This is a genomic window from Oryzobacter telluris (assembly GCF_043099285.1).
Taxonomy (GTDB): domain Bacteria; phylum Actinomycetota; class Actinomycetes; order Actinomycetales; family Dermatophilaceae; genus Oryzobacter; species Oryzobacter telluris.
Genome location: NZ_CP170723.1, coordinates 3,740,676 through 3,762,810, shown reverse-complemented (window position 1 = coordinate 3,762,810; position 22,135 = coordinate 3,740,676). Strand labels below are relative to the sequence as shown.

23 protein-coding genes are annotated in these 22,135 nt (G+C 74.7%); 11 read left to right on the top strand and 12 right to left on the bottom strand.

Annotation, left to right across the window (positions count from 1 at the left end):
* Nucleotides 1-23 precede the first annotated feature (23 nt).
* Complete coding sequence (locus ACFLFB_RS17605; RefSeq protein WP_392543463.1) at nt 24-737, bottom strand: vancomycin high temperature exclusion protein; 714 nt, start codon at nt 735-737, stop codon at nt 24-26.
* 31 nt (nt 738-768) lie between these two features.
* Here ACFLFB_RS17605 and ACFLFB_RS17600 point away from each other — a divergent pair, with 31 nt between their 5' ends.
* Nucleotides 769-2,040, top strand: coding sequence for an ArgE/DapE family deacylase (locus ACFLFB_RS17600; RefSeq protein ID WP_392543462.1), 1,272 nt, complete (start codon nt 769-771; stop codon nt 2,038-2,040).
* 55 nt (nt 2,041-2,095) lie between these two features.
* Here ACFLFB_RS17600 and ACFLFB_RS17595 read toward each other — a convergent pair whose 3' ends face one another.
* On the bottom strand, nt 2,096-3,223 hold the full coding sequence (locus tag ACFLFB_RS17595; RefSeq protein WP_392543461.1) for a potassium channel family protein: 1,128 nt from the start codon (nt 3,221-3,223) through the stop codon (nt 2,096-2,098).
* 114 nt (nt 3,224-3,337) lie between these two features.
* Between ACFLFB_RS17595 and ACFLFB_RS17590 the strand changes: the two genes are divergently transcribed.
* Nucleotides 3,338-3,889 (top strand): dihydrofolate reductase family protein, encoded by a 552-nt coding sequence (locus tag ACFLFB_RS17590; RefSeq protein ID WP_392543460.1) that lies wholly within the window; start codon nt 3,338-3,340, stop codon nt 3,887-3,889.
* Nucleotides 3,890-3,910: 21 nt separating this feature from the next.
* On the opposite strand, the gene ACFLFB_RS17585 is transcribed toward ACFLFB_RS17590, so the two are convergent.
* Nucleotides 3,911-4,420 carry a DUF6328 family protein gene (locus ACFLFB_RS17585; RefSeq protein ID WP_392543459.1) on the bottom strand — a complete coding sequence of 170 codons (510 nt, stop codon included), beginning with the start codon at nt 4,418-4,420 and terminating at the stop codon, nt 3,911-3,913.
* A gap of 88 nt (nt 4,421-4,508) precedes the next feature.
* On the opposite strand from ACFLFB_RS17585, the gene ACFLFB_RS17580 reads away from it, so the two are divergent.
* Entirely contained in the window at nt 4,509-5,543 is a 1,035-nt protein-coding gene (locus ACFLFB_RS17580; protein WP_392543458.1) for a GNAT family N-acetyltransferase, read from the top strand.
* A gap of 36 nt (nt 5,544-5,579) precedes the next feature.
* Here the strand turns inward: ACFLFB_RS17580 and ACFLFB_RS17575 are convergent, their stop codons facing one another.
* The 3 genes from ACFLFB_RS17575 to ACFLFB_RS17565 form a co-directional block, all read right to left on the bottom strand.
* The gene (locus ACFLFB_RS17575; RefSeq protein WP_392543457.1) at nt 5,580-6,200 is read right to left on the bottom strand and encodes a hypothetical protein; all 621 of its coding nucleotides are present in this window, start codon (nt 6,198-6,200) and stop codon (nt 5,580-5,582) included.
* 120 nt (nt 6,201-6,320) lie between these two features.
* On the bottom strand, nt 6,321-7,004 hold the full coding sequence (locus tag ACFLFB_RS17570) for a VOC family protein (protein ID WP_392543456.1): 684 nt from the start codon (nt 7,002-7,004) through the stop codon (nt 6,321-6,323).
* Nucleotides 7,005-7,093: 89 nt separating this feature from the next.
* Complete coding sequence (locus ACFLFB_RS17565; RefSeq protein ID WP_392543455.1) at nt 7,094-8,455, bottom strand: cytochrome P450; 1,362 nt, start codon at nt 8,453-8,455, stop codon at nt 7,094-7,096.
* 71 nt (nt 8,456-8,526) lie between these two features.
* On the opposite strand from ACFLFB_RS17565, the gene ACFLFB_RS17560 reads away from it, so the two are divergent.
* Together ACFLFB_RS17560 and ACFLFB_RS17555 are read left to right on the top strand one after the other, a co-directional pair.
* Entirely contained in the window at nt 8,527-9,522 is a 996-nt protein-coding gene (locus tag ACFLFB_RS17560; RefSeq protein WP_392543454.1) for a patatin-like phospholipase family protein, read from the top strand.
* Nucleotides 9,523-9,575: 53 nt separating this feature from the next.
* Nucleotides 9,576-9,788, top strand: coding sequence for a hypothetical protein (locus tag ACFLFB_RS17555; protein WP_392543453.1), 213 nt, complete (start codon nt 9,576-9,578; stop codon nt 9,786-9,788).
* Here ACFLFB_RS17555 and ACFLFB_RS17550 read toward each other — a convergent pair.
* Nucleotides 9,760-10,152 carry a hypothetical protein gene (locus tag ACFLFB_RS17550; protein ID WP_392543452.1) on the bottom strand — a complete coding sequence of 131 codons (393 nt, stop codon included), beginning with the start codon at nt 10,150-10,152 and terminating at the stop codon, nt 9,760-9,762. The two genes, ACFLFB_RS17555 and ACFLFB_RS17550, sit on opposite strands and share 29 nt — an antisense overlap.
* Nucleotides 10,153-10,442: 290 nt before the next feature.
* On the opposite strand from ACFLFB_RS17550, the gene dnaK reads away from it, so the two are divergent.
* Genes dnaK through ACFLFB_RS17520 form a run of 6 tightly spaced genes read left to right on the top strand, consistent with a single transcriptional unit; the run spans nt 10,443 to nt 15,811 of the window.
* Nucleotides 10,443-12,338 carry a molecular chaperone DnaK gene (gene dnaK, locus ACFLFB_RS17545; RefSeq protein WP_392543451.1) on the top strand — a complete coding sequence of 632 codons (1,896 nt, stop codon included), beginning with the start codon at nt 10,443-10,445 and terminating at the stop codon, nt 12,336-12,338.
* Nucleotides 12,335-12,997 carry a nucleotide exchange factor GrpE gene (gene grpE, locus ACFLFB_RS17540; protein ID WP_392543450.1) on the top strand — a complete coding sequence of 221 codons (663 nt, stop codon included), beginning with the start codon at nt 12,335-12,337 and terminating at the stop codon, nt 12,995-12,997. Before dnaK ends, grpE begins: the two co-directional genes overlap by 4 nt.
* A 32-nt stretch (nt 12,998-13,029) precedes the next feature.
* The gene (locus tag ACFLFB_RS17535) at nt 13,030-14,058 is read left to right on the top strand and encodes a DnaJ C-terminal domain-containing protein (protein ID WP_392543449.1); all 1,029 of its coding nucleotides are present in this window, start codon (nt 13,030-13,032) and stop codon (nt 14,056-14,058) included.
* An 11-nt stretch (nt 14,059-14,069) separates the two neighbouring features.
* Nucleotides 14,070-14,528, top strand: a complete 459-nt coding sequence (locus ACFLFB_RS17530; protein WP_392543448.1) for a heat shock protein transcriptional repressor HspR — start codon at nt 14,070-14,072, stop codon at nt 14,526-14,528.
* Between the two features lie 39 nt (nt 14,529-14,567).
* A complete protein-coding gene (locus tag ACFLFB_RS17525) occupies nt 14,568-15,146 on the top strand; it encodes an RNA polymerase sigma factor (RefSeq protein WP_392543447.1) in 579 nt (192 codons plus the stop codon).
* Nucleotides 15,143-15,811: a hypothetical protein gene (locus tag ACFLFB_RS17520; protein WP_392543446.1), complete on the top strand. Its 669-nt coding sequence runs from the start codon at nt 15,143-15,145 to the stop codon at nt 15,809-15,811. The genes ACFLFB_RS17525 and ACFLFB_RS17520 overlap by 4 nt, the downstream gene beginning before the upstream one ends.
* A gap of 13 nt (nt 15,812-15,824) precedes the next feature.
* Here ACFLFB_RS17520 and ACFLFB_RS17515 read toward each other — a convergent pair whose 3' ends face one another.
* From ACFLFB_RS17515 to ACFLFB_RS17495, 5 genes are read right to left on the bottom strand one after another with little or no spacing between them, the layout of a single operon-like run.
* Nucleotides 15,825-17,216 (bottom strand): hypothetical protein, encoded by a 1,392-nt coding sequence (locus ACFLFB_RS17515; protein ID WP_392543445.1) that lies wholly within the window; start codon nt 17,214-17,216, stop codon nt 15,825-15,827.
* Nucleotides 17,213-18,499 (bottom strand): CHAT domain-containing protein, encoded by a 1,287-nt coding sequence (locus ACFLFB_RS17510; RefSeq protein WP_392543444.1) that lies wholly within the window; start codon nt 18,497-18,499, stop codon nt 17,213-17,215. The genes ACFLFB_RS17515 and ACFLFB_RS17510 overlap by 4 nt, the downstream gene beginning before the upstream one ends.
* Nucleotides 18,496-19,821, bottom strand: coding sequence for a hypothetical protein (locus ACFLFB_RS17505; RefSeq protein ID WP_392543443.1), 1,326 nt, complete (start codon nt 19,819-19,821; stop codon nt 18,496-18,498). Before ACFLFB_RS17505 ends, ACFLFB_RS17510 begins: the two co-directional genes overlap by 4 nt.
* 19 nt (nt 19,822-19,840) lie before the next feature.
* On the bottom strand, nt 19,841-21,247 hold the full coding sequence (locus ACFLFB_RS17500; protein WP_392543442.1) for a hypothetical protein: 1,407 nt from the start codon (nt 21,245-21,247) through the stop codon (nt 19,841-19,843).
* 47 nt (nt 21,248-21,294) lie between these two features.
* Nucleotides 21,295-22,119, bottom strand: coding sequence for a TspO/MBR family protein (locus tag ACFLFB_RS17495; RefSeq protein WP_392543441.1), 825 nt, complete (start codon nt 22,117-22,119; stop codon nt 21,295-21,297).
* Between the last annotated feature and the right edge of the window lie 16 nt (nt 22,120-22,135).

Below are 22,135 nucleotides of genomic sequence, written 5' to 3'. Positions count from 1 at the left end.
CGGGGTTCGACACCCGAGCGCGCTCACCCGAGGGCGAGGGCGTCGCGCACGGCGGGTTCGGGCGGCCCGAGGACGGGGTCGCGCCGGGAGACGACGTCGACGACGGCCTTCACGGCGGCCGGCACCTCGCGCACCTCCCCGCGGAGCCAGACGTCCCGGTACCGCTCGCCGGTCCAGTCACCCACCCCTTCGGCGTCGAGCCCGACCGCCCGGCAGATGGCGACAGCCCGGGGCAGGTGGTACCCCTGCGAGACGACGAGGACGCGGTCGACGCCGAACACCTCGCGGGCGCGCACGCACGAGTCGTAGGTGTCGCGGCCGGCGAAGTCGCGCATGACCTTCGCCGCGGGGATCCCCCTGGCGACGAGGTAGTCCTGCATGGCCGTGGGCTCGTCGTAGGTGGTGAACCGGTTGTCGCCGGAGACGAGGACGACCTCGGCCTTGCCGCTCCCGACCAGGGTCGCGGCGACGTCGAGCCGGCCCGCGAGGTACGGGCTCGGCGTGCCGTCGGGGGTGAGCCCCGCACCGAGGACGAGGACGACCGGGGCGCTCGGGGCGTCGGCGGCGCGGTGCACGTGGCCGGAGGACGCCACGCGGGTCCACCCCCACGGCCCCAGCCCGACCACCAGTCCCACCACGCCCAGGGCGAGGACGACCCGGCGGGTGCGACGACCGGGTCGCGACCGCCTCGATGGCCGTGGCGCACCCTCGTCGCGCCGCCCCCGGAGTCGAACCATGGCCGCGACGGTACCGGCATACCCTGACCCCGTGAGCGACCTGACCTCCGCGGAGCAGCGCGTCCTCGACGCCCTCGACGAGGACGCCCTCGTGGCCACCCTCGTCGACCTCGTGCGGGTGCCGAGCGTCACCGGGACCGACGCCGAGGCCGACCTCCAGCACACGATGGCGCGCTGGTGCGAGGAGGCGGGCCTCGAGGTCGACCTCTGGTCCCTCGACCTCGACGAGCTGCGCGCCGACCCCGCCTTCCCCGGCACCGAGGCGCCCCGGCTCGAGGGCCACGGGCTGGTTGGCACGACCCCCGGTGAGGGGATCCCGGGCCTCGTCCTCCAGGGTCACGTCGACGTCGTGCCCACCGGAGACCTCGCGAAATGGGCTGGGGGAGAGCCGTTCTCAGCGCGCATCGAGGGTGGGGTGCTGCACGGTCGCGGCGCGTGCGACATGAAGGCCGGCGTGGCCGTGAACCTGGCCGTCGCCCGTGCGGTGCACCGGTCGGGGGTCCGCCTCGAGCGCCGGCTGGCCGTGCACAGCGTCGTCAGCGAGGAGGACGGCGGGCTCGGCGCCTTCGCGACCCTGCGCCGCGGGCACGGCGGCGAGGTGGCCGTCATCACCGAGCCGACGAGCCGTCGGGTCGTCACGGCGAACGCCGGCGCCCTGACCTTCCGCCTCGAGGTCCCCGGCCGGGCCGCCCACGGCAGCACCCGCCTCGAGGGCGTCTCGGCCATCGACGCGTTCTTCCCCGTGCACGTGGCGCTGCGCGACCTCGAGGCCCGCCGCAACCGCGACGCCGACCCGCTCTTCGCCGACACCCCTCTGCCGTACGGCATCTCGGTCGGCACGGTGCGCTCCGGGGACTGGGCCAGCTCGGTGCCCGACCTCCTCGTCGCCGAGGGCCGGATGGGCGTGCGGCTCGGTGAGGACCCGGCCGACGCCCGCCGCGCCCTCGAGGAGGCGGTGGCGCAGGCCGGCGCGCGCGACCCGTGGCTGCGCGACCACCCGCCCGTGGTCACCTGGCCGGGGGGCCAGTTCGCCTCCGGACGGCTGCCCGACGGCCACGGCCTGTTCGAGGAGGTCGTCGGCGCCGTCGAGGCGGTCACCGGCACCCGACCGGCCGAGGGCGCCGCACCCTACGGCTCGGACCTGCGCCTCTACACCGGGGTCGGCGGCATCCCCGCGCTCCAGTACGGCCCCGGCGACGTCCGCCTCGCCCACGCCCCGCGCGAGTCGGTGCCGCTGCACGAGGTCGTCGAGGTGGCGCGTGCGCTCACCGTCCTCGCGGCCCGTCGCCTCGGCGCGCACTGAGCGACGGGCGACGGGCGACGAGCGACAGACGACGGCCGCACGCCGCGGCCGAGTGTCAGCCGTCGAGGTCGAGCGCCTCGTCGGGCCGCATCGGGTGGAGGTCGCCGAGGGTCTCGGCGACGACGACGGCCGTGTCACCGCGCGCCAGCCGGAAGTCGGTGGGCGGGTTGACCAGCGTGTGGTCACCGCGGGCGACGGCGAGCAGCGTGGCGTTGTGCTCGCCGCGCAGGCGCGTGGCGAGGTCGTCGAGGGTGAGGTCGACGTAGTCGTCGGGCAGGCGCACCCGGTACAGCTCTGAGCCCTCGCCACCGGAGACGATGTCGGTGACGAGCGCCGCGATGCCCGGGTACAGGGCGGTGCGCGCGAGCAGCCGCGAGGCCAGCCGCGAGGTCACGAGGATCTCGTCGGCCTTGGCCCGGCGCACGTGCTCGACGTGCTTGGGGTTGTTGACCTCCACGACGGTGCGCACCTGCGGCGCCATCGTCTCGATCGCGAGCACGGTGAGGATCGAGCGCATGTCGGCCTCGTTGCTCGAGTCCGACGGGCAGATGATCGCCGCCGCGGCCTCGGGGACGCCGGCGCGCTCGAGGTCGTCCGCGCTCGTCGCGTCGCCCCGCACGAAGTAGCAGCCCGGTCCGGCCGGGCTGCGTTCGGTGTCGTGGAGGACGACGACCTTGGCGTCGAACTCGTCGCTCTTCAGCTCCTCGATGAGCTCGCGGGCCGTCCCGTTCCAGCCGCAGACGACGATGTGGTCGCGGTACCCCGAAGCACCCATCCCCTGACCTTCCTTGAGCAGGAACTCGATGACGAAGCCGACGATCGCGGCCGTGAGTGCCGCGACGATCGCGACACCGAAGAAGGCGAGCAGCCACCCGATGATGTAGCCGCCGCCGCTCGTGACGTAGCTGGCGTCGCCCGACCCGATGACGGTCGTCACGGCCCAGTAGGCCGAGTCGACGAGCCCGCTGAGCGAGCGCTTCTCGGGCTCGAGCGCCGTCACCGCCACCGTGGCGACGACGACGATGCCGGTGAGCGAGATGACGAGGGTGCGGAAGAAGTGGAGGTCCAGGCCCTCGCTGAGCCGTTGCGCGTGGAAGCCGACGCGCCGGATCACCGGGATGTGGCGCAGTGCCCGCCGCGGGGCGGTCAGGACGCCGAACAGCCAGGCGCGTGCGCGCCTCACCGGGAACGCCTGACCTGCAACCCCATCGGCACAGTGTGGAGGTGAGCCCGTCGGGCCACAAGACCCCGCCCGTGGGGGCTGGGACGCGGGGCGCGCAGGTGGCACGATGCCCGGATGGCCAGACTCCGCTACACGGCGATCTGCTCCCTCGACGGGTACGTCGCCGACGCCGAGGGCGGGTTCGCCTGGGCCGCACCCTCGGACGAGCTGCACCAGGTCGTCAACGACCTCGAGCGCGAGGTCGGCACCTACCTCTGCGGTCGGCGCGACTACGAGGTGATGAAGGTCTGGGAGACGATGCCCGGCGACGTCCCCGGCCCGGAGGGCGAGTACGCCCGGATCTGGCGGGCGGCCGAGAAGGTCGTGCACTCCACGACGCTCGAGGACGTCGACACCGCCCGCACCCGGCTCGTGTCGACCTTCGACCCGGTCGCCGTCGAGGCGCTCCTGGCCGACAGCACCCTCGACGTCAGCGTCGGCGGGCCGACCCTGGCGGCCGAGGCGTTCCGCGCCGGGCTCGTCGACGAGGTGCACCTCTTCCTCCACCCGGTCGTCGTCGGGGGCGGCCTGCGCGCGCTCCCCGATGACGTGCGCCTCGACCTCGAGCTGCTCACGACGGAGGTCGTCGGGTCGGTCGTGCACGTGCACCACCGCGTCCGCCGCTGACCCGTCGGGCGGGCCGGGGCCTCAGGCGTCGGGCTCCCGGTCGGCCTCGGGCGGGGGGTTGCGAGGCGTCTCGGCCACGCGGTCGGCGACCTTGGGCAGCACGGCCCACAGGAGGGTGAGCACGGCCAGCAGGACGCCGCCCGCGACCCACCCGGCCGTCGTGCCGATGACGACGTCGACGACGAGGAGGACGACGCCGGACAGGGTCACGGCGAGGGTCAGGAGGCCGGCGACGGCGAACCGGTTGCCGGACGTCACCAGGAGCTCGCGTCGCCGCTTGCGGAACAGCGCCCGGTGGAACGCGACCGGGGCGACGACGAGCCCGGTGGTGAGCACGGCCCCCGTGAGCACGGCGAGGTAGACGTCCTTCTGGAACGCGGTGAGGTCGCCGAAGCGCTGCGAGAACGGCACCGTGAGCAGGAAGCCGGTGAGGATCTGGACGCCGGTCTGCGTCACCCGGATCTCCTGCAGGAGCTCGTCCCAGTTCCGGGTCAGCGTCTCCTGCGAGGGCTGGTCGTCGTCGTTCGCCATCGGTCCTCCGTCGGTCGCCGACCAGGCTCGTCCTCGAACCCGTCGGGCTCGGAGTCTAGGGCGGTCCCGCGGGTGGGAGAGTGTCCCGGTGACCGAGAGCGACGTGACGATCGACGGGCTCCCGGAGCCGTTCAGCGCGAGGCCGCCCGGGGCCGATGACGCCGGACCGGTCGCCGAGCTGCTCGCCGCCCACCAGCGCGCGGCCAAGGGCAGCGGCACCCGCGACGAGGACGCGGTGCAGCGGCTCCTCGCCGGCATCGGCTCGTGGACCCGGCGGCAGGTGCTCGTCCACGACCGTGACGACCGGCTCGTCGCCTGGCTCAGCGTCCACGACCGCGCGGCCGGGCGCACCGTCCTCGAGGTCACCGTCGACCCCGGCCTCGAGACTGACCCGGCGGCGGAGGTCGCGGGCGCCCTGTTCGGGGCGGGCGAGCGGCACGCGGTCGACATCGCCCGGATGCGGCGGCTCCGGGGCACCCTCCTCGACTCGGGCGCGTACGCCGACGACCCCCGCCAGCAGGGCTGGCTCGCCGCCGCCGGCTACGAGCACGTGCGCACCTGGTGGCAGATGACGCGGCCCGTCGACCCCGCCGAGGCGCAGTCGCTCCCGGCCGCGCGCGAGGGCGTCGTGGTGCGACCGGTGGACCGCCACGACGACGGCCTCCCCGTGGCGCAGGACCTGCAGGACGTGCACCGTGTGCTCGAGGAGTCCTTCCAGGACCACTTCAGCAGCTATCGCGAGAGCTTCCCCGAGTTCGTCATGCGGCTGCGCGAGGATCCCGGCCACCGGTGGGACCACTGGTGGCTCGCGACCGTGGAGTCCGATGGTGTGGCGCTCCCGGGCGGGGCGCTCGTCTCGTCCGTGCTGCGCGCCGACGCCTCCGGCGCCGAGGGCAGCTACGTGGACTACATCGGCGTGCACCGGCGCGCCCGCGGCCGCGGGGTGGCGAAGGCGTTGCTGCACACCGTGATCGCCGACGCCGCCCAGCGCGGGCGCAACCGGGTGGGCCTCGAGGTCGATGCCGACTCACCGACCGGCGCCGACGGCCTCTACCTCGCGATGGGCTGGGTCACGGACTACCGGACCCAGTCGTGGCACCGCGACCTCGACGTCCCGCGCTGACCGGGGCGCGCTGAGCCCAGCCCGAGGTGGTCGGCCTCAGTCGGTGGAGACGTCGACGACGAGGCGCGTCGGGTTGGTCAGGGTCGTGACCCGGAAGGGACGCTCCCGGTCCAGGCCGACGAACACCTGGCCCACGCCCTCGAAGCCACCGCAGAACGAGTTCGCCTGGGCGACGACGGTGTTCTTCAGCGAGGCGGCCGAGGCGTCGCCGGGGCAGTCGTCGAGGGAGGCGGGGATCTCCAGCCCGGTGACGAGCACCTCGAGGTAGGCGTCACCCGCGACCTCCACGGGGTCGCCGCTGCCGTCACCGATCGGCTCGTCGACGGGGCGCACCCGGAAGGAGAGGGGCCCGGGTCCGTCGAACTCCCAGACGACCCGGTCGTACCTCTCGTGGGTGCCGACGCGCACGGCGCCGCGGGTCCCCGGCGGGCCGCCGCCCTCGGGGAAGGAGGCCGAGGCGACCTCGTCGAGCGCGTAGGGGCGACCCGTCGCGCTGGGACTGCTCGAGGGCGAGGGGGACTCGGACGGGGTCGGCGACGCCGAGGTCTCGGACGCCGACGGGGTGGTCGAGGTGGAGCCGGTGGGCTCGGGGTCGCCGCAGCCGGCCAGGGCGAGCAGCCCCACGGCGATCACCGCGGCGCGGACGGACGTCCTCATGGCACACCTCTCTCGTCACTCCTGCACCACGAACGCTACTGGCCGCGCACGCACGCCACGGGCCGTTCCGCGGTGGCGGCGGGTCACGATCCGGTCGCGGCGGAGCGCGGGAGGGTGTCGTCAGGCCGGGGGCGTCGCCGGGGCTCCCTCGCGGTCGAGGGCCGTGCAGACACAGACCCTGTTGCCCTCGGGGTCGGCCACGACGACGAAGGACGGTGCCTCGTCGGCATCCACGACCGTGCCCCCCGCCGCCACGGCCGCCTCGATGCGGCCGGGCGCGACCTCGGGGTCGAGCCAGAGGTCGAGGTGCCACCGCTGCCGCGGCGTCTCGTGGGCGTCGGTGCGCTGGAACCACACCTGCGGCAACCCCGGCAGGAGGTCGACGACGTCGCCCTCGGCGTGGTGGTGGTCGGGGTCACCGGTGAGGAGGGCGGCCCAGAACCGCGACTGCGCGGGGACCGACCAGGTGTCGAGGCCGAGCTCGAGCTGCACGACGAGGTGCGGTTCGGCCTCGAGCCCGTGCTCGCGGGCCACCGCGCTGACGGCGCGGGCGACCTCGAGGTCGTCGGCGGTGATCCACAGGCCCTTCTCGAAGCGCGTGGCACAGCGCAGGTCGACGGCGGTGGGCCCGACCGTGAGCTCGAGGTGGTCGGCACGCTCACCGGCCGCGTCGGCGGCGGCCAGGGCGAACGCCGCCCCGGCCCGGGTGTCCGCGACGCGGTAGCGGGCGTGGATGGCCTGGGCGAGGACGCGCCAGTCGGGGAGACCGGCCGCGAGGACGTCGGAGTACTTCAGCGCTTCCATGGCCCGACCCTGCCACCGACCTCCGACAACGGCGCCTCCACGAACGCGCGAAGCCCGTCGCCATCATCAGTCGCAGGACACGCCGACATCTACTCCGCGGCGTCGGCGTGTTCTGCGACCTGGAGGGCGAGCGCACGCGGCAGCCGGGAGACCACCACGCGCGACCCCCGCCGCGGCACGCTCGTGATGTTGCGGACCCGCGGCTCGTCGTCACCCACGGCCTCGACGTCGAACGCCGTGAACACCTCGCGGAGCACGGCGACCCCCTCCATCAGCGAGAAGCCGGCCCCGATGCAGCGCCGCACCCCGCCACCGAAGGGCAGCCAGGAGTTCGGCGGCGGGCTCGCGCCGAGGAACCGCTCGGGCCGGAACACCTCGGGCTCCGGGTGGCTCTCCGGACGCGCGTGCGCCACGAGGATCGACGCCGCCACCGTCGCCCCGGCCGGCAGCGCCACCCCGCCGACGGTCGCCGGCGCCTTGAGCGTCCGCACGACCATGGGGATGACCGGGTGCAGCCGCATCGACTCCTTGAGCACGGCCTCCAGCCACGCGTCGTCACCCGCGGCCGCCGCGGCCCGCGCCCGCTCGCGCTGCTCCACCGACCGCCCCACCTCGTGCAGCGCCCAGGCCAGGGCGGTCGCCGTGGTCTCGTGCCCGGCGAGGAGGAGGGTGACCAGCTGGTCGCGCAGCTCGGCGTCGGAGAGGCGGTCGCCGCCGTCGTCGACCCGGATGAGCTGGGAGAGCACGTCGGGGCGCGTCGCGAGGTCGGGCGAAGCGCGGCGCTCGCGGATCTCGGTGTGGATGACGGCGTCCAGCTCGCGGATGGTCTCCGCCGCGCGCCGCCACATCCCCACGCGGCGCAGGGGTGGGAACGCGGCCCCGAGGAGGACGGCCGGGTTGACGTCGACGGTCGCGTTCACCAGGGGCCGCAGGCGCTCGAGCCGCGCCTCGTCGGTCACCCCGAAGACGACCCGCAGGATGACCTCGAGGGTCAGCGCGTTCATCCGGTCGAGAGAGCGGAACTCCACGCCCGGGTGCCACCCGGCGACCTCGGCGCGGGCGACGTCGGTGACCAGCCCCTCGTACCCACGCATCGGCCTCCCGGAGAACGCCGGCATCAGCAGCCGTCGGGCCCGCTTGTGCTCGGCGCCGTCGACGAGGAGCAGGGAGTGCGGCCCCATGACCGGGCCGAGGATGGAGTTGGCCTCGCCGGCGTGGAAGACCTCGGGGTCGCCGGCGAAGATGTCGCGGATGGCGTCGGGCCGGGTGAAGAGCACCGTGGCCCGCGGCGACGGCAGGATCCGGACCGTGAAGACGTCGCCGTAGCGGCGGTGCAGCCACGGGACGAAACGGTGGCGGAAGCGGAGCAGGCCCACGCTCTGCACGAGCCTCGGCCAGCGGGGGCCGGGCGGGAGCAGCGCCGGATCGAGCCGGTCCGGTCGTGGCGCCATCGCGTCGTCCTCTCACCCCTCCTCCCCGATGCTACGGCTCACCGCACGGGCGCCGGGGCTACCCTGCGCCCATGGGACGTCGCGTCGCCCTCGTGCTCGGGGCCGGAGGGGCTCGCGGGTACGCGCACATCGGTGCCGTGCAGGTCATCCTCGAGCGCGGCCACGAGATCGTGACCATCGCCGGGACCTCGATGGGCGCCCTCGTCGGCGGGGTCACCGCCGCGGGCCGGCTCGAGGAGTACACCGAGTGGGCCACCGGCCTGACCCAGTACGACGTGTGGCGGCTGCTCGACATGAACCTCGGTGGGGGAGGGGCGATCCGGGCCGAGCGCGTCTTCGCCAAGGTCGCCGACATCCTCGGCGGCGCCCTCATCGAGGACTGCGCCGTGCCGTTCACCGCCGTCGCCACCGACCTCAACAACCGCCGCGAGGTGTGGTTCCAGCGTGGGCCGGTCGCCACCGCCATCCGCGCCTCGGTGGCCATCCCGAGCATCGTCACGCCGGTGGTCGTCGGCGGCCGGCTCCTCGTCGACGGCGGGCTGATGAACCCGGTGCCGATCGAGCCGACGACCGCGACCTCCTCCGACCTGACCATCGCCGTGAGCCTGCAGGCGGGGCACACGCGCGGCGTCGACATCCAGCCGGCCTCTCCGGTGCGGTCGGTCTCGGCCCTCACCGAGTCGGTGCGCTCCCTCACCTCGCGGGTCGGCGCCCTCATCGGGCACACGGGCGCCGAGGGCCACCCCACCGAGCCGCACGCCGATGACGTGGCCCACGAGGTCGAGCCGGTCACCGAGTCGACGGGCTCGCCCGAGCGCGCCGGTGCCGACCGCGGCCTGGACTACCTCCCGGCCCCGAAGGACCTGACCTCGAGCGAGGTCTTCAACCGCTCCTTCGACACCATGGCCGCGCTCATCACCCGCTACCGGATGGCGAGCAACCCGCCGGACGTCCTCGTCAGCGTGCCGTCCGACGCCTGCCGCACGATGGACTTCCACCGGGCCGCCGAGATGATCGCCCTGGGCCGCGAGCTCACGCAGCGCGCCCTCGACGACGCCGGGTACTGAGCCGGCACCCCGCCGGCGGGCGTTGGGTGCGGCGCCGTGGTTCGATGCCGGACATGGCGATCCCCACCCCCGACGAGGACTGGAAGCGCGACCGGATCGGCAGTGCCCGGCGTGGAGAGAACCCCACCGTCCTGGCCCGGCTCCCGCGCTCGTTCGCCGTCATCGGTGACGCCCAGAAGCTGCCGGGCTACTGCGTCCTGCTCGTCGACGACCCCGCGGCCGAGTTGGCGGACGCTGCTACGCGCGGCTCCACACCACGCCGCTGACGTCCACGAGCGTGTCGTCGACCAGCTCGAACCCGAACCCGATGCGGTGCCGGATGACGTTCCCCCCGGGGAGGCAGGTCAGCGTGCCGGGGACGTCGAGGAACGCCCCGTCGGCCCGGCCGGCCCCGACGAACCGGGCGGGGTCACCGCCACAGGCGTTGGTCGCGGAGTCGTCGTAGAGGAAGACGCTGTAGGCGCCCGACCCCGAGCCGCGGATCGACACCCACTGGTTGCTCCCGTCGAGGTCGGTCGAGGTCCAGGTCCCGGTGAACGGCCCGGCCGCGGCGGCCGCGCTGCCGGGCGCCGCGACGGCGGCGCCGAGGGCCAGGAGGGTCGAGAGGACGGCGACCACGGTCCGTCGCATGGCGGGCTCCTTCGTCGGTGGGAGGCGGCGCGCGACGCGGCGCCGACCCCACGCTCCTCCGCGGGTGACGGCGTGGGCAATGGCCCGATGGCGTCATCCGGCACCGCGCCACACCCTCCGACCGAGCCCCCTCGACGCCGGGTCCCGGTCCGGGAACACCAGCGCACCGCGCAGAGTTGAGTCGGGTGAACGCAAGTTTCGACCGGCGAGTTTGGTCAACCCGAGCCGCCGGTCTATCTTGAGTCCCAAGCACTCAACCCCGTAGTCAGCACTGAAGGAGACCAGCCACCATGGCCCGTGCAGTCGGTATCGACCTCGGCACCACGAACAGCGCCGTCGCCGTCCTCGAGGGCGGCGAGCCCACCATCATCGCGAACGCCGAGGGCGGTCGCACCACCCCGTCGGTCGTCGCGTTCTCCAAGGGCGGTGAGGTGCTCGTCGGCGAGATCGCCAAGCGCCAGGCCGTCACCAACGCCGACCGCACCATCCGCTCGGTCAAGCGCCACATGGGCACCGACTGGGCGTCCGACGACGTCGACGGCAAGAAGTACACCGCGCAGGAGATCAGCGCCCGCATCCTGCAGAAGCTCAAGCGCGACGCCGAGTCCTACCTCGGCGAGGCCGTGACCGACGCCGTCATCACCGTCCCCGCGTACTTCGACGACCACGAGCGCCAGGCCACCAAGGAGGCCGGCGAGATCGCGGGCCTGAACGTCCTGCGCATCGTCAACGAGCCCACCGCCGCGGCCCTGGCCTACGGCCTGGACAAGGGCAAGGAGGACGAGCTCATCCTCGTCTTCGACCTCGGCGGCGGCACCTTCGACGTCTCCCTCCTCGAGGTCGGCAAGGACCCCGACGACGGCTTCTCCACCATCCAGGTCCGCGCGACCTCCGGGGACAACCAGCTCGGCGGCGACGACTGGGACGAGCGCGTGGTCAACCACCTGCTCACCACGGTGAAGAACACCTCGGGCGTCGACCTGTCCAAGGACAAGATCGCGATGCAGCGCCTGCGCGACGCGGCGGAGCAGGCCAAGAAGGAGCTCTCCTCGGCCTCGAGCACGAACCTGTCGCTGCAGTACCTCTCGATGTCCGAGAACGGCCCCATCCACCTCGACGAGACGCTGACCCGCGCCCAGTTCGAGCAGATGACCAAGGACCTCCTCGACCGCACCAAGCAGCCGTTCCAGAACGTCATCAAGGACGCCGGCATCGACCTGGCCGCCATCGACCACGTCGTCCTCGTCGGCGGCTCCACCCGCATGCCGGCCGTCTCTGCGCTCGTCAAGGAGCTGACCGGTGGCAAGGAGCCCAACAAGGGCGTCAACCCCGACGAGGTCGTCGCGCTCGGCGCGTCCCTCCAGGCCGGTGTCCTCAAGGGCGAGCGCAAGGACGTCCTCCTCATCGACGTCACGCCGCTGAGCCTGGGCATCGAGACCAAGGGCGGCCTGTTCACCAAGCTCATCGAGCGCAACACGGCCATCCCGACCAAGCGCAGCGAGGTCTTCTCCACAGCCGAGGACAACCAGCCCTCGGTGCTCATCCAGGTCTTCCAGGGCGAGCGCGAGATCGCGCAGCAGAACAAGCCGCTCGGCACCTTCGAGCTCTCCGGCATCGCGCCGGCGCCGCGTGGCGTGCCGCAGGTCGAGGTCACCTTCGACATCGACGCCAACGGCATCGTCAACGTCTCCGCGAAGGACCGGGGCACCGGCAAGGAGCAGAAGATCACCATCTCCGGCGGGTCCGCCCTGTCGAAGGAGGAGATCGAGCGGATGGTCAAGGACGCCGAGGCTCACGCCGAGGAGGACAGGACCCGTCGCGAGGAGACCGAGACCCGCAACATGGGCGAGTCGCTCGTGTTCTCCACCGAGAAGTTCCTCGCCGAGTCCGGCGACAAGGTCAGCCCCGAGCTGCGCGGCCCGGTCGACGAGGCCCTCGTCGCCCTCAAGGACGCGATCAAGCCCGACTCCGGCGCCTCGCGCGACGACATCCAGGCCAAGATCGACGACCTGAACACGAAGTCGCAGGAGATGGGCGCGGCGATGTACGCGGCCGCGGCCGAGCAGGGCGAGTCCGGCGACGTCCCCGGCGCCGAGTCCACCGACGGCGGCCAGCCGGCCTCCGACGCGGGTGACGACGACGTCGTCGACGCCGAGGTCGTCGAGGACGACGAGGAGAAGAAGTGACCGACCCCTCCACCCCGCACGACGACGTCGCGCCGGAGGACGTGGCCCTCGAGGGTGACGTCGTCGACGACAGCGCCGACGACGCCATCAACACCGAGTCGGTCAACGACGGCGAGGAGGTGGCCCCGCACGGCGGGGCCACCCCCGCCGGGGCCGCTGCCGGTGGGCCGGCTCCGGCCGACCGTGGCGACGAGGGACCGTTCGGCGACCACCCCGACACCGTGCTGGCCGCCGAGCGGCTCGCCGACCTCCAGCGCCTCCAGGCCGAGTACGTCAACTACAAGCGCCGCGTCGACCGCGACCGGGCCCTGGTGCAGGAGCGTGCGGTGCGCGACGTCCTCGAGTCGCTGCTGCCCGTCCTCGACGACATCCAGGCGGCGCGCGACCACGGCGACCTCGCCGGTGGGCCGTTCGCGGCGATCGCCGACAAGCTCGAGGGCTCCCTCGGGCGCTACGGCCTCGAGCGCTTCGGCGCCAAGGGCGAGGCCTTCGACCCGATGCGCCACGAGGCCCTGATGCACGCGCCGTGGCCGGAGGGCGACCCCGACCTCCCGGTCGACGCGTCGTCGACCACGGTCGTCACCGTGCTGCAGCCCGGCTACCGTGCCGGTGAGCAGGTCCTGCGGCCTGCTCGCGTCGCGGTCGCCGACCGCGACTGACCCCGCCCGACGGCAGCCGAGAGGAGGCGCCCGTGGCCAGCCAGGACTGGTTCGAGAAGGACTTCTACGCGATCCTCGGCGTCCCGAAGGACGCCGACGACGCGGCCATCAAGAAGGCGTACCGCAAGCTCGCCCGGCAGTTCCACCCCGACCGCAACGCCGGGAACGACGCCGCCGAGCAGCGCTTCAAGGACGTCGGTGAGGCCCACTCGGTGCTCAGCGACAAGAAGCAGCGCCAGGAGTACGACGCCGTGCGCTCGATGGCGGGGGGCGGCGCCCGCTTCCGTGCCGGCGGGCCCGGCGGCAACGGCGGGTTCGAGGACGTCTTCAGCGCGTTCGGCGGGGGCGGCGGCCAGCGGGTCCGCTTCCAGCAGGGCGGGCCCGGCGGTGCCGGTGCCGGCCAGCCCGACCTCGACGACCTCCTCGCCCAGATGTTCGGAGGCGGTGCCGCCGACGCGGGCCGCGGTGGGGCCGACCCGTTCTCGGGCTTCGGCGCCCCGCGCGGCCCCCGCAAGGGCAACGACGTGCAGGCCCGCACGAGCCTGAGCTTCCGCGACGCCGTCGAGGGCGCCACGGTCACCCTCACCACCGCCGAGGGCGCCCGCATCACGACGAAGATCCCGGCCGGCGTCAAGGACGGGCAGAAGATCCGCCTGCGCGGCAAGGGGTCCGCGGGCGACCGCGGCGCTCCCCGGGGCGACCTCATCCTCACCGTCAGCGTCGAGAAGCACCCGGTGTTCGGGCGCGACGGCGACGACCTCACCGTCGACCTCCCGGTCACCTTCGCCGAGGCGGCGCTCGGTGCCACCGTGCGCGTCCCGACCCTCGACGGCTCGTCGGTGCGGGTCAAGGTCGCGCCGGGCACGCCCAGCGGTCGGGTGCTGCGCGTCAAGGGCCGCGGCGTCGTCGGCCGCCACGGCACCGGCGACCTCCTCGCCCGGGTCAGCGTGGTCGTGCCGCAGCGCCTCAGCGACACCGCGCGCGAGGCCCTCGAGGCGCTCGCCGCGGAGGAGGCGGACTTCGACCCGCGGGCCGGGCTCATCGAGCGCGCCGAGACCTGAGGGAGGCCGCCGTGACCCCCGTCGACCGCTCCGCGTTCGCCCCCGACGACGACACCCCGGTGTTCGTCATCTCGGTGGCGGCCGAGCTCGCGGGGATGCACGCGCAGACCCTGCGCCAGTACGACCGCCTCGGCCTCGTCACGCCGTCGCGCACCCGCGGGGGTGGCCGGCGGTACTCGCAGCGCGACGTCGTCCTGCTGCGCGAGGTGCAGCGGCTCTCGCAGGAGGAAGGGGTGTCCCTCCCGGGGATCGCCCGCATCCTCGAGCTCGAGAACCAGGTCGACGCGCTGCGTGCCCGGGTCGTCGAGCTCGCCGCCGAGCTGGCGGCCGTGCGCGAGTCCTCGGGCCAGGGCACCCGGGTGTTCTCGGTGTCGCCCACCGGCGACGTCTACGCCACCCGCCTCGGGCAGCGCCCGCGGCACGAGCGCTCTCAGGCCCTCGTCGTGTGGAGCCCACCCACGCGCCGCTGAAAGACTCGCGGGTGTGCCGGACACGAGTGTGGTGTGGACGTGACGGAGCGGGTCGGGCCCGGCGCCGTGGGTGAGGACGCCCGGCGCTTCGAGGCGCTCGTCCACGCCGTCCACCAGCCGCTGCTGCGCTACCTCCTGCGCCGGGCCGACCACGAGACGGCGGCCGACGTCCTCGGCGACACCCTGCTCGTCCTCTGGCGGCGCCGCGACGAGGTCCCGCCGGATGCCGCCCTCCCGTGGGCGTACGGCGTGGCCCGGGGCTGCCTCGCCAACGCGCGGCGGGGAGCCCGCCGCCGCGCGGCGCTCGTCGCCCGGCTCGTCGTCGTCGACCCGCCGCGCCCCGTGACCGGACCCGAGGAGACGGCGGCAGCCGACGACCTCGACCTCCACGCGGCGCTGGCCCGGCTCACCCCCACGGAGGCCGAGGTCGTCGCCCTCTGGGCGTGGGAAGGGCTGTCCCCCAGCGAGATCGCCGTCGCCCTCGACATCACGCCGAACGCGGTGAGCATCCGGCTGCACCGGGCGAAGGCGAGGCTGCGCGACCTCCTGGGCGGGCCGCCCACGAAAGACCGGGACGCCGACCGGACACAGACGGGACGAGGGAAGGAGGAGCGATGACACCAGAAGGCAGCACCCCGGCCGACCGGGCCGACGGCCCGGACGCCGACCTGCGCGACAGGCTGCAGCGCGCCGACCCCCTCGCCGGCCGGGACCCCCGGCTGGACCCGTCGTCCCTGGAGGTCCTCGTGTCCGAGCTCACCCGCAGCCCCCTCGACCCCGCCACCCAGGAGCTCGGCATCACGCCGCCGCCCCGACGGCCGCGCTGGCTCGTCCCGGCCGTCGCGGGGGCGGCCGCGGCCGCCGTGGCGGCGGTGGCCCTGTCCGGCGTCCTCGCCGGTGACCCGGCACCGAAGGCGCCGGTGGCCCAGCGCCCGGGCCTCACCCTCGCCGTGCAGGGCGGCGACCCCGCGACGTCGATGTGCATGGCCCTCTCGCCCGAGCTCCTCGCCCCGGCCCAGTACGCCTTCGACGGCGTCGTCACGTCGGTCGTCGGCGACACCGCCACCCTCACGCCCTCGCACTGGTACGCCGGCGAGCGCGCCGGCACGGTGGCCGTCACCGTGCCGCCCGAGGTCGACACCGCGCTCGTCGGGGCCCCGCGCTTCGAGCTCGGCAAGCGCTACCTCGTCTCCGGCGGCGACGGCCAGGTGGGGGTCTGCGGCGCGAGCGACGCGTACTCGCCCGAGCTGGAGGCGATCTACCGCAGCGCCTTCCCCGGCTGAGCGCGCCGCGGCCTCACTGCTGGCTGGGGAGGGCCCCGACCATCACCGTCGGGTCGCCGAGGACGACGAGGCTCTCGCGGTCGAGGGCCGTGAGCTTGTAGTACGTCGCGCGCTCGCGGGCCCCCTCGACCTCGGCGTCGACGTCGTCCCTGGCGTCGGAGAGCTTGCCGTAGAGCGCCCCGACGCCGGCGTAGTACTCCGCCAGGGCCAGGCCGACCGGTTGGCGGCTGAACAGGCGGGGGTAGACGCCGCGGACCAGCTCGGTGACGACGTGCTGGCCCGTGTCGGGGACGACGAGGGTCCAGTCGAAGGTGGGCTCGACGTGGCCGACGAACGCGGCCAGCGGCGGGTCGGCCTCGAGCAGGGCGCGCGGCAGCGGCGACACCTGCGGCCCCAGCGCCGCCACCCCGGCGACGACCCGGTCGGCGACGGACCCGGCGGGGAGCAGCCCGGTGTAGGAGGTCCCGAGGTTGCTCCCCGCCGAGCAGCACGCCTGGGCGACCCAGACCGCGCCGCCGGGGGACCAGTCCTCCAGCAGGGCCGCCGGGTCGAGGCCGGTGAGGGTCTGGTCGACCGGCACGCCGAGGGTCGCCCGCATCGCGTCGAGGTCGTCCAGCGGCGCGGTCATGCCGTGGCTGCTCGTGACGACCAGGCCGGGCCGCCGCTCGGCCAGCGTCGTCCGCAGGGTGTCGAGCGTCGCCGTGGGGCCGGCGAAGCGGTGCACGGTGATCTCGCTGTCCGTGGCCAGCGCGCCCTGCACCTGCGCCGCGACGGTGATGTCCATCGTGCGGGTCATGGCGTCGTGGGCCGTGCTCCAGACGACGGCCTCGCCCGCCGCCGGCCGCGCACCGGCCCAGTCGGCGAGCAGCGCCTCGACGTACCGCTCGAGCCCGGCCTCGCCGAGGTCGAGCCGGCCCACGAAGTGCCGCCGGTTGAGCGAGAGCTGCACCGTCCACGGCACCTGCGTGGGCGGGCCCACGACGAGGACGAAGCGGGGGATGCGGCCCGGCCCGGTCCCGAAGACGCTCACCCCCACCTCGAGGTCCTGGCGCCGGCCGTCGGGCAGGTAGCGGGCCACCCGGTCGGTGCCGAGGTCGGGCCGGTACCGCAGCACCACCGCCCCGGGCCGCTCGGCCAGCAGGTGGCGCACGGCTGCCGGTGCGTCGGCCCCCACGGCCCGGTCGGCGACGGGCACGAGGTCGTCGTCCGGCAGCAGCACCCCGTACCCGACGTCCGGGTGCCGCCAGTCGCCCGGGTCGGGCCCGGCCGGAGGGGCGAGCGGGCGCTGCGGCCGCAGCATCGACCCGCGCACGCCCCACCGGCGCGCCTCGGCGTCGAGCGTCGCCTCCACCGGGGTCGCGGCGTCGGTGAACGCGCTGAGCCGGATCTCGGTCGGCAGGCTCATGGCACGAGACCGCGCAGCTCCGCGGCGATGCTCGCGTCGGCCCCCGCGGGCAGGACGTCGATGAGGCCGCCGAGGGTGTCGCCCTCGGAGAGCCGGGTCCGCTCCTGGTTCTCGCCCACCCCGGCCGGCGGCAGCTCGAGCCGGAAGGGTCCGGGCAGCTTGTAGAGCACCGGCAGGGTCCACGTGTCGTCGTCGCCCGGGTTGCCGCCGTGGAGGTCGCGCAGCCGCCGGCGTGCGGCGACGAGGGTGTCGGACCACGCGAGCTCGTGCTGCCCCGCCCCCGCCGCCACGACCCGCTGCACCGCGGCGAGGACGCCCGGGTACCACTCGCGGGAGAAGGCGTTGGCGTCGTCGACGTCGACCTGGCGCCGCATCCCGACGGCCGCCGGCACCCCGTGCGCGACGACCTCCTCCGCGTGGGTCAGGGCCGCCGACCCCGCCTCCGCGCCCCGGCAGATGTTGAGCACGACGCACCACGCCCCCGTGCGGCGCGCGGCCAGACCGAGCTCCTCGGCCCGCACGAGCACCGAGCTCGTGCCGTCGGCGCGCTCGAAGTCGCCGATGGTGCCGAGCTCGACCATCCCGATGTCGTTGGCGATCGCCCCGTGCCCGAACACGTGGAGGATGTGCGGCTGGCTGTTCTCGACGAGGGCGAGGACCGGGACGTCGGCCGCGGGGTTGGGCAGGGCGACGACGGTGAGGTCCGGGTCGCCGAGCGCCCGGGCGGGCTCGAGCACCCCGGCCTCGTCGCCCGAGACGAGCGTGACCTGCACCGGCAGGCCGGCCGCCCGGGCCGCGGTCACCGCGGCGTGGATCCCCGTCCACTCCTCGGCGGCGTCCTGCCCGACCGCGGACAGCACGCACATCAGCCGCAGCGGGGGCACGAACGGCCGCACGGGGTCGCGGTCGAGGGTGGACCCACGGGCGATCCGCGCGATCGGCCAGCGCTCGCCGAGGGCGAGGAAGTCGTTCCCCGCGACGAGCGCCTCCCACGACAGGCTGTGCGCCAGCGGGTCGCCGACGCGGAAGAGGATCGGCAGGCTGACCTGACCCGGAGGGTGCGCGAGCACGAGGTCGAGCACCTGCTGCACGGTGGGGTTCTGCCGGATCCGGTCCGAGAGCCCCTCGCCGAGCTGGCGGACGACCCCGGGCGGTACGAGCTGGGTGAGGTCGTCCACGGTGAGGAAGCTGACGACGTCCGGCACGTCGAACGGCGACTCGATGCGGCAGGCCGCCCCCGGCATCCCGGCCGCGGGGTCGACGTAGACCACGACCTCCTTCACAGCGTCCGCTCCGCGTGCTTGTCGATGACGCCGCGTGCCTTGCGGACCGCCGCGGCCACCCCGTCGAAGTGCGCGACCTCGGCCGCCGTGGGGGTGCGCGTGCGCGACTCGCTCTCGAAGCGCATCACCTGGGCCTCCTGCTGCTCCAGGTACCGCTGCGCCGCCGCCAGCCACGCGGGGGTCTCCTCCTTGTCGAAGTGGGCCTGCACGGCCGCCGAGGGCGCGAGGTCGGCCGAGCCGCCCGACGGCGCCTGCGACGCGTGGTCGTCGGCGACCTGCCGCGGCTGGGCGTACAGCTGCAGGCCGGGGCTGACGGGAGGTCGTCCGGGCACGGGGTCGGCGAGGAAGGCGTAGCAGCCGGCCACGGCGTCGTGGCTCGGGTCGAGGGAGGGGTCGTGGAGCACCACCGGACCGGCCCGCCGCGAGCCGAGGTCGTCCGCGAGCATCCGCAACCCGTAGTCCGACCAGTTGTCCGGGAGCCGGGTGAAGCCGACGACGAGGGCGCCGACCCGGTTGAGGAAGGCCTCGAGGTCGCTCGCCTCGAGGGAGACGGGGTACGCCCGGTCGGCGGTCGGCTGCAGCGGGGTGAGGACGGCCCCGTGGCTGCCCAGGCTCGTGCCGTGCGCGAGAAAGTGCACCGCGTCGAGCGAGCGGCCCTCGAGGTCGTCGCGGACCCAGCGCAGCCAGGCGTTGCGCAGGTCCCCGTCCGCGCTCGTGCGCCGCTCGGGTCGGGGGTGGTGGATGTCGAGGCGCGCGATGCCGAGCGGCTCCAGCGCCGCCTGCACCTCCCGCTCGGTGCCCTCGTCGGCGAAGACGTGCAGGTGCAGCCTCGGGCCCAGGCCACGGGCGAGGGCCCCGGCCACCGGCGCCACCAGCCCGGGTGCGGGCGGCGCGCCCTCCGGCGCGGGAGCCGTGGCGACGAGGGCCACGACGAAGGTGGAGGTCGACCGGCTCGGCTCGGGGAGGACGTCGGGCAGCCGCAGGAGGGGGCGCCCGATCGCCGGGACGAGGTCGCGCTCCCACGGCACGGCCCCCAGGGACCCGTACGGCTTGACGAGGTGCAGCCAGAGGGCCCGGTCGGGCTCGAGGACGTCGTGCGTCCAGCCGCCCACGAAGTCGACGAGCTCCGGGGGCACCCGCATCGCCGACTCGCGGGCGTCGCAGCCGAGGTCGTCGAGGGTCACCGTGCGCGACCCGTGCACCGCCTGCTCGCCGTCCTCGTTGACGAGCAGGTCGACCCGGGCGACGGGGGTGTAGCCCTCCTGGTCCAGGCGCACCGCCACGACCGGGAGCGAGTGCTCGCGCTGCAGGCGCATCGCCATCGAGGTCTCCTTCCGCCGCTCAGGACGCCTTGACCAGGTTGAGCAGGGCCCAGGCGGTCGTCGGGTTGGTGACGTCGCCGTGCCCCGTGATGGAGCCCGCCCCGTCGAGCGCCCACACCTCCGGGCCGCCGGGGCCCAGGTCGTAGAAGTCCTCGGGCCGTGGCGCGACCCCGGGCGGCGGTAGCAGCGTGGGGGTCCGCCGGAACGGCACCTCGCCGCGGGGTCCGAAGCCCCCGAGCGCCGCGAACCGGTTCGGCGGTTCCCCGGCCCCGGCCACCCCGATCTCGCCCAGGTCCTTCTGCCGGCACAGCGCGAGGTGGAACACCTTGGTGAGGGGAAAGTCGTGCGGCGAGAACGTCGACAGGATCGGCAGCCGCACCTGCGCCAGCGCCGGGCGGTAGCCGCCCACGGCCCCCGGCTGGTCAGGGAGGGAGGGCGAGAAGCACAGGTGGTTGACCGCGGGCTGGAGCAGCAGCATCGAGTCGACCGGCCGGGGGAGGGGCGCGCCCTCGGGGCGGGCCACCGCGTTGAGCAGCACGCGCGCGCCGTACGAGTGGCCGATGACGTGCACGCGGGCCGTGGGTGCCGCCGCCTGGACGTCGCGCAGCAGCGGTCCCACCCCGCGGGTCCCCACGGTGCCGGCGCGGTCCTTCATCTGGCGCACGGTCAGCGCGCGGATGAGGTTGCGCGGGTTGAGGACGTCGAGCAGCCCGGCCGCCTCCGGCCCACCCGGCCCGGCGAGCGGGCCGCCGCCACCGGGCGCCGCGGCCGGGGCCCCGAAGTCGAACGGGTCGACCGGGATCGCCGGCCCGGCCCCGAGCTCGGCGTCGAGGGCGGACCAGGCGGCCAGCAGGTCGTCGGCCGACGCGTCGGACCCGTCGTCCCCGAGCTCCTCGTCGCCGCCCGGCTGGGCCGCGGCGAGGATGGCGGCGAGCTCGCGCGCCGTGCCCTCCCGGTCCAGCTCCGGGGTCTCGACCAGGGCGTAGAAGCGGTCGCGGTCGGCACCGGGCACCACCTGCGCCAGCGAGTCGACGGCCTCGCGCACGGCCGGGTCGGGCGGGTTCTCGCCGGCCGCGGCGGGCGCCGGCCCCTCCTCCCACGGCCAGACGAGGGCGGTGGAGGGCCAGAAGATCCCGGCGAGCACCGGCCGGAAGTCCCGGCCCAGCTGCACGCCCGTCCGGGCCCGCACCCCCTGGAACTCCTCGATGAAGTCGCGGTAGCGGGCGAGCGCGGTGTCCCAGTCGTTGTTCCAGCCGTGGCAGAACACGAAGACGTCGGTGGTGTCGCCGGCCCGGAGGGTGTCCAGGAGGTGCGTGGTCGTCAGGGGGCCGCGGTTGCGCCCGTCCTCGTCGAGCTGGAGGGCGTAGAACGGCGCGCGGTGGCCGTCGGGTGCGGTGACGTGGAACAGCGGTCCGGGCTCCGTCATGCAGGCCCCTCTCCCCGCGCCGACAGGGTGCGCGTGCTCCGTCCGGTCTACTCCCGGTCGGTGCCGCTGACAACCCCCCGAACGAGCCGTTGCGCGCGGGTCACGGCCGCGAGGACGACGAGCGCCGCGACGAGCGCGGCCAGCCCCACGACGACCGAGCGCGGCTCGTCGGCCACCCGGCCGTAGGCGATCCACGCCAGTCCCCACGCCATCGCCACGGCCACGGCCCACCGGCCACCCAGTCGCTCGGCGAACACCCGGCTGAGCACCGCCGCCACGACGAGGACGACGACCGCCAGGCCCTGCGCCACGGCCGGGCCCGGGTCGACCCCGCTCGACACGAACGCGGCGGTGACGTTGGCGCACGCCGCCACGGCCACCCACCCGAGGTAGAGGCCGAACGTGCCGTCGACGACGACCGCCTCGACGGAGCCGTACGACGGGTTCTCGGTGAGCCGCCGCACGAGCAGCCCGAGCACCCCGGCCAGCGCCGCGATGACGCCGACGCTCACCCAGATCCACCCCTGCTGGGTCACGAGGAGCCACAGCGCGTTCAGCACCATCGAGGCGGCGACGAGCCACCCGATGGCGCGGTGCCGCCGGTCGGTCGTCTGCTCGGGCAGCCACTGCCACACGGTGTACGCGGCGAGCCCGAGGTAGATCGGCGTCCAGACGAGGAAGGCCGGCCCGGCGGGCGCGAGGAGGGTGGCATCCGCGGCCAGCGCGCCGCCCGACGACTCCTCCACCCGGGTCCCGAGGACGCCGACCCCCACCAGCGTGCCGACGACGCAGAACACCTCGGCCAGGGTCACCGCCACCTGGCGCCGACGGTCACTCGCCTCGACCTGCGGACGTGCCGCGTGGCTGCTCATCGCGCCATTCGACCAC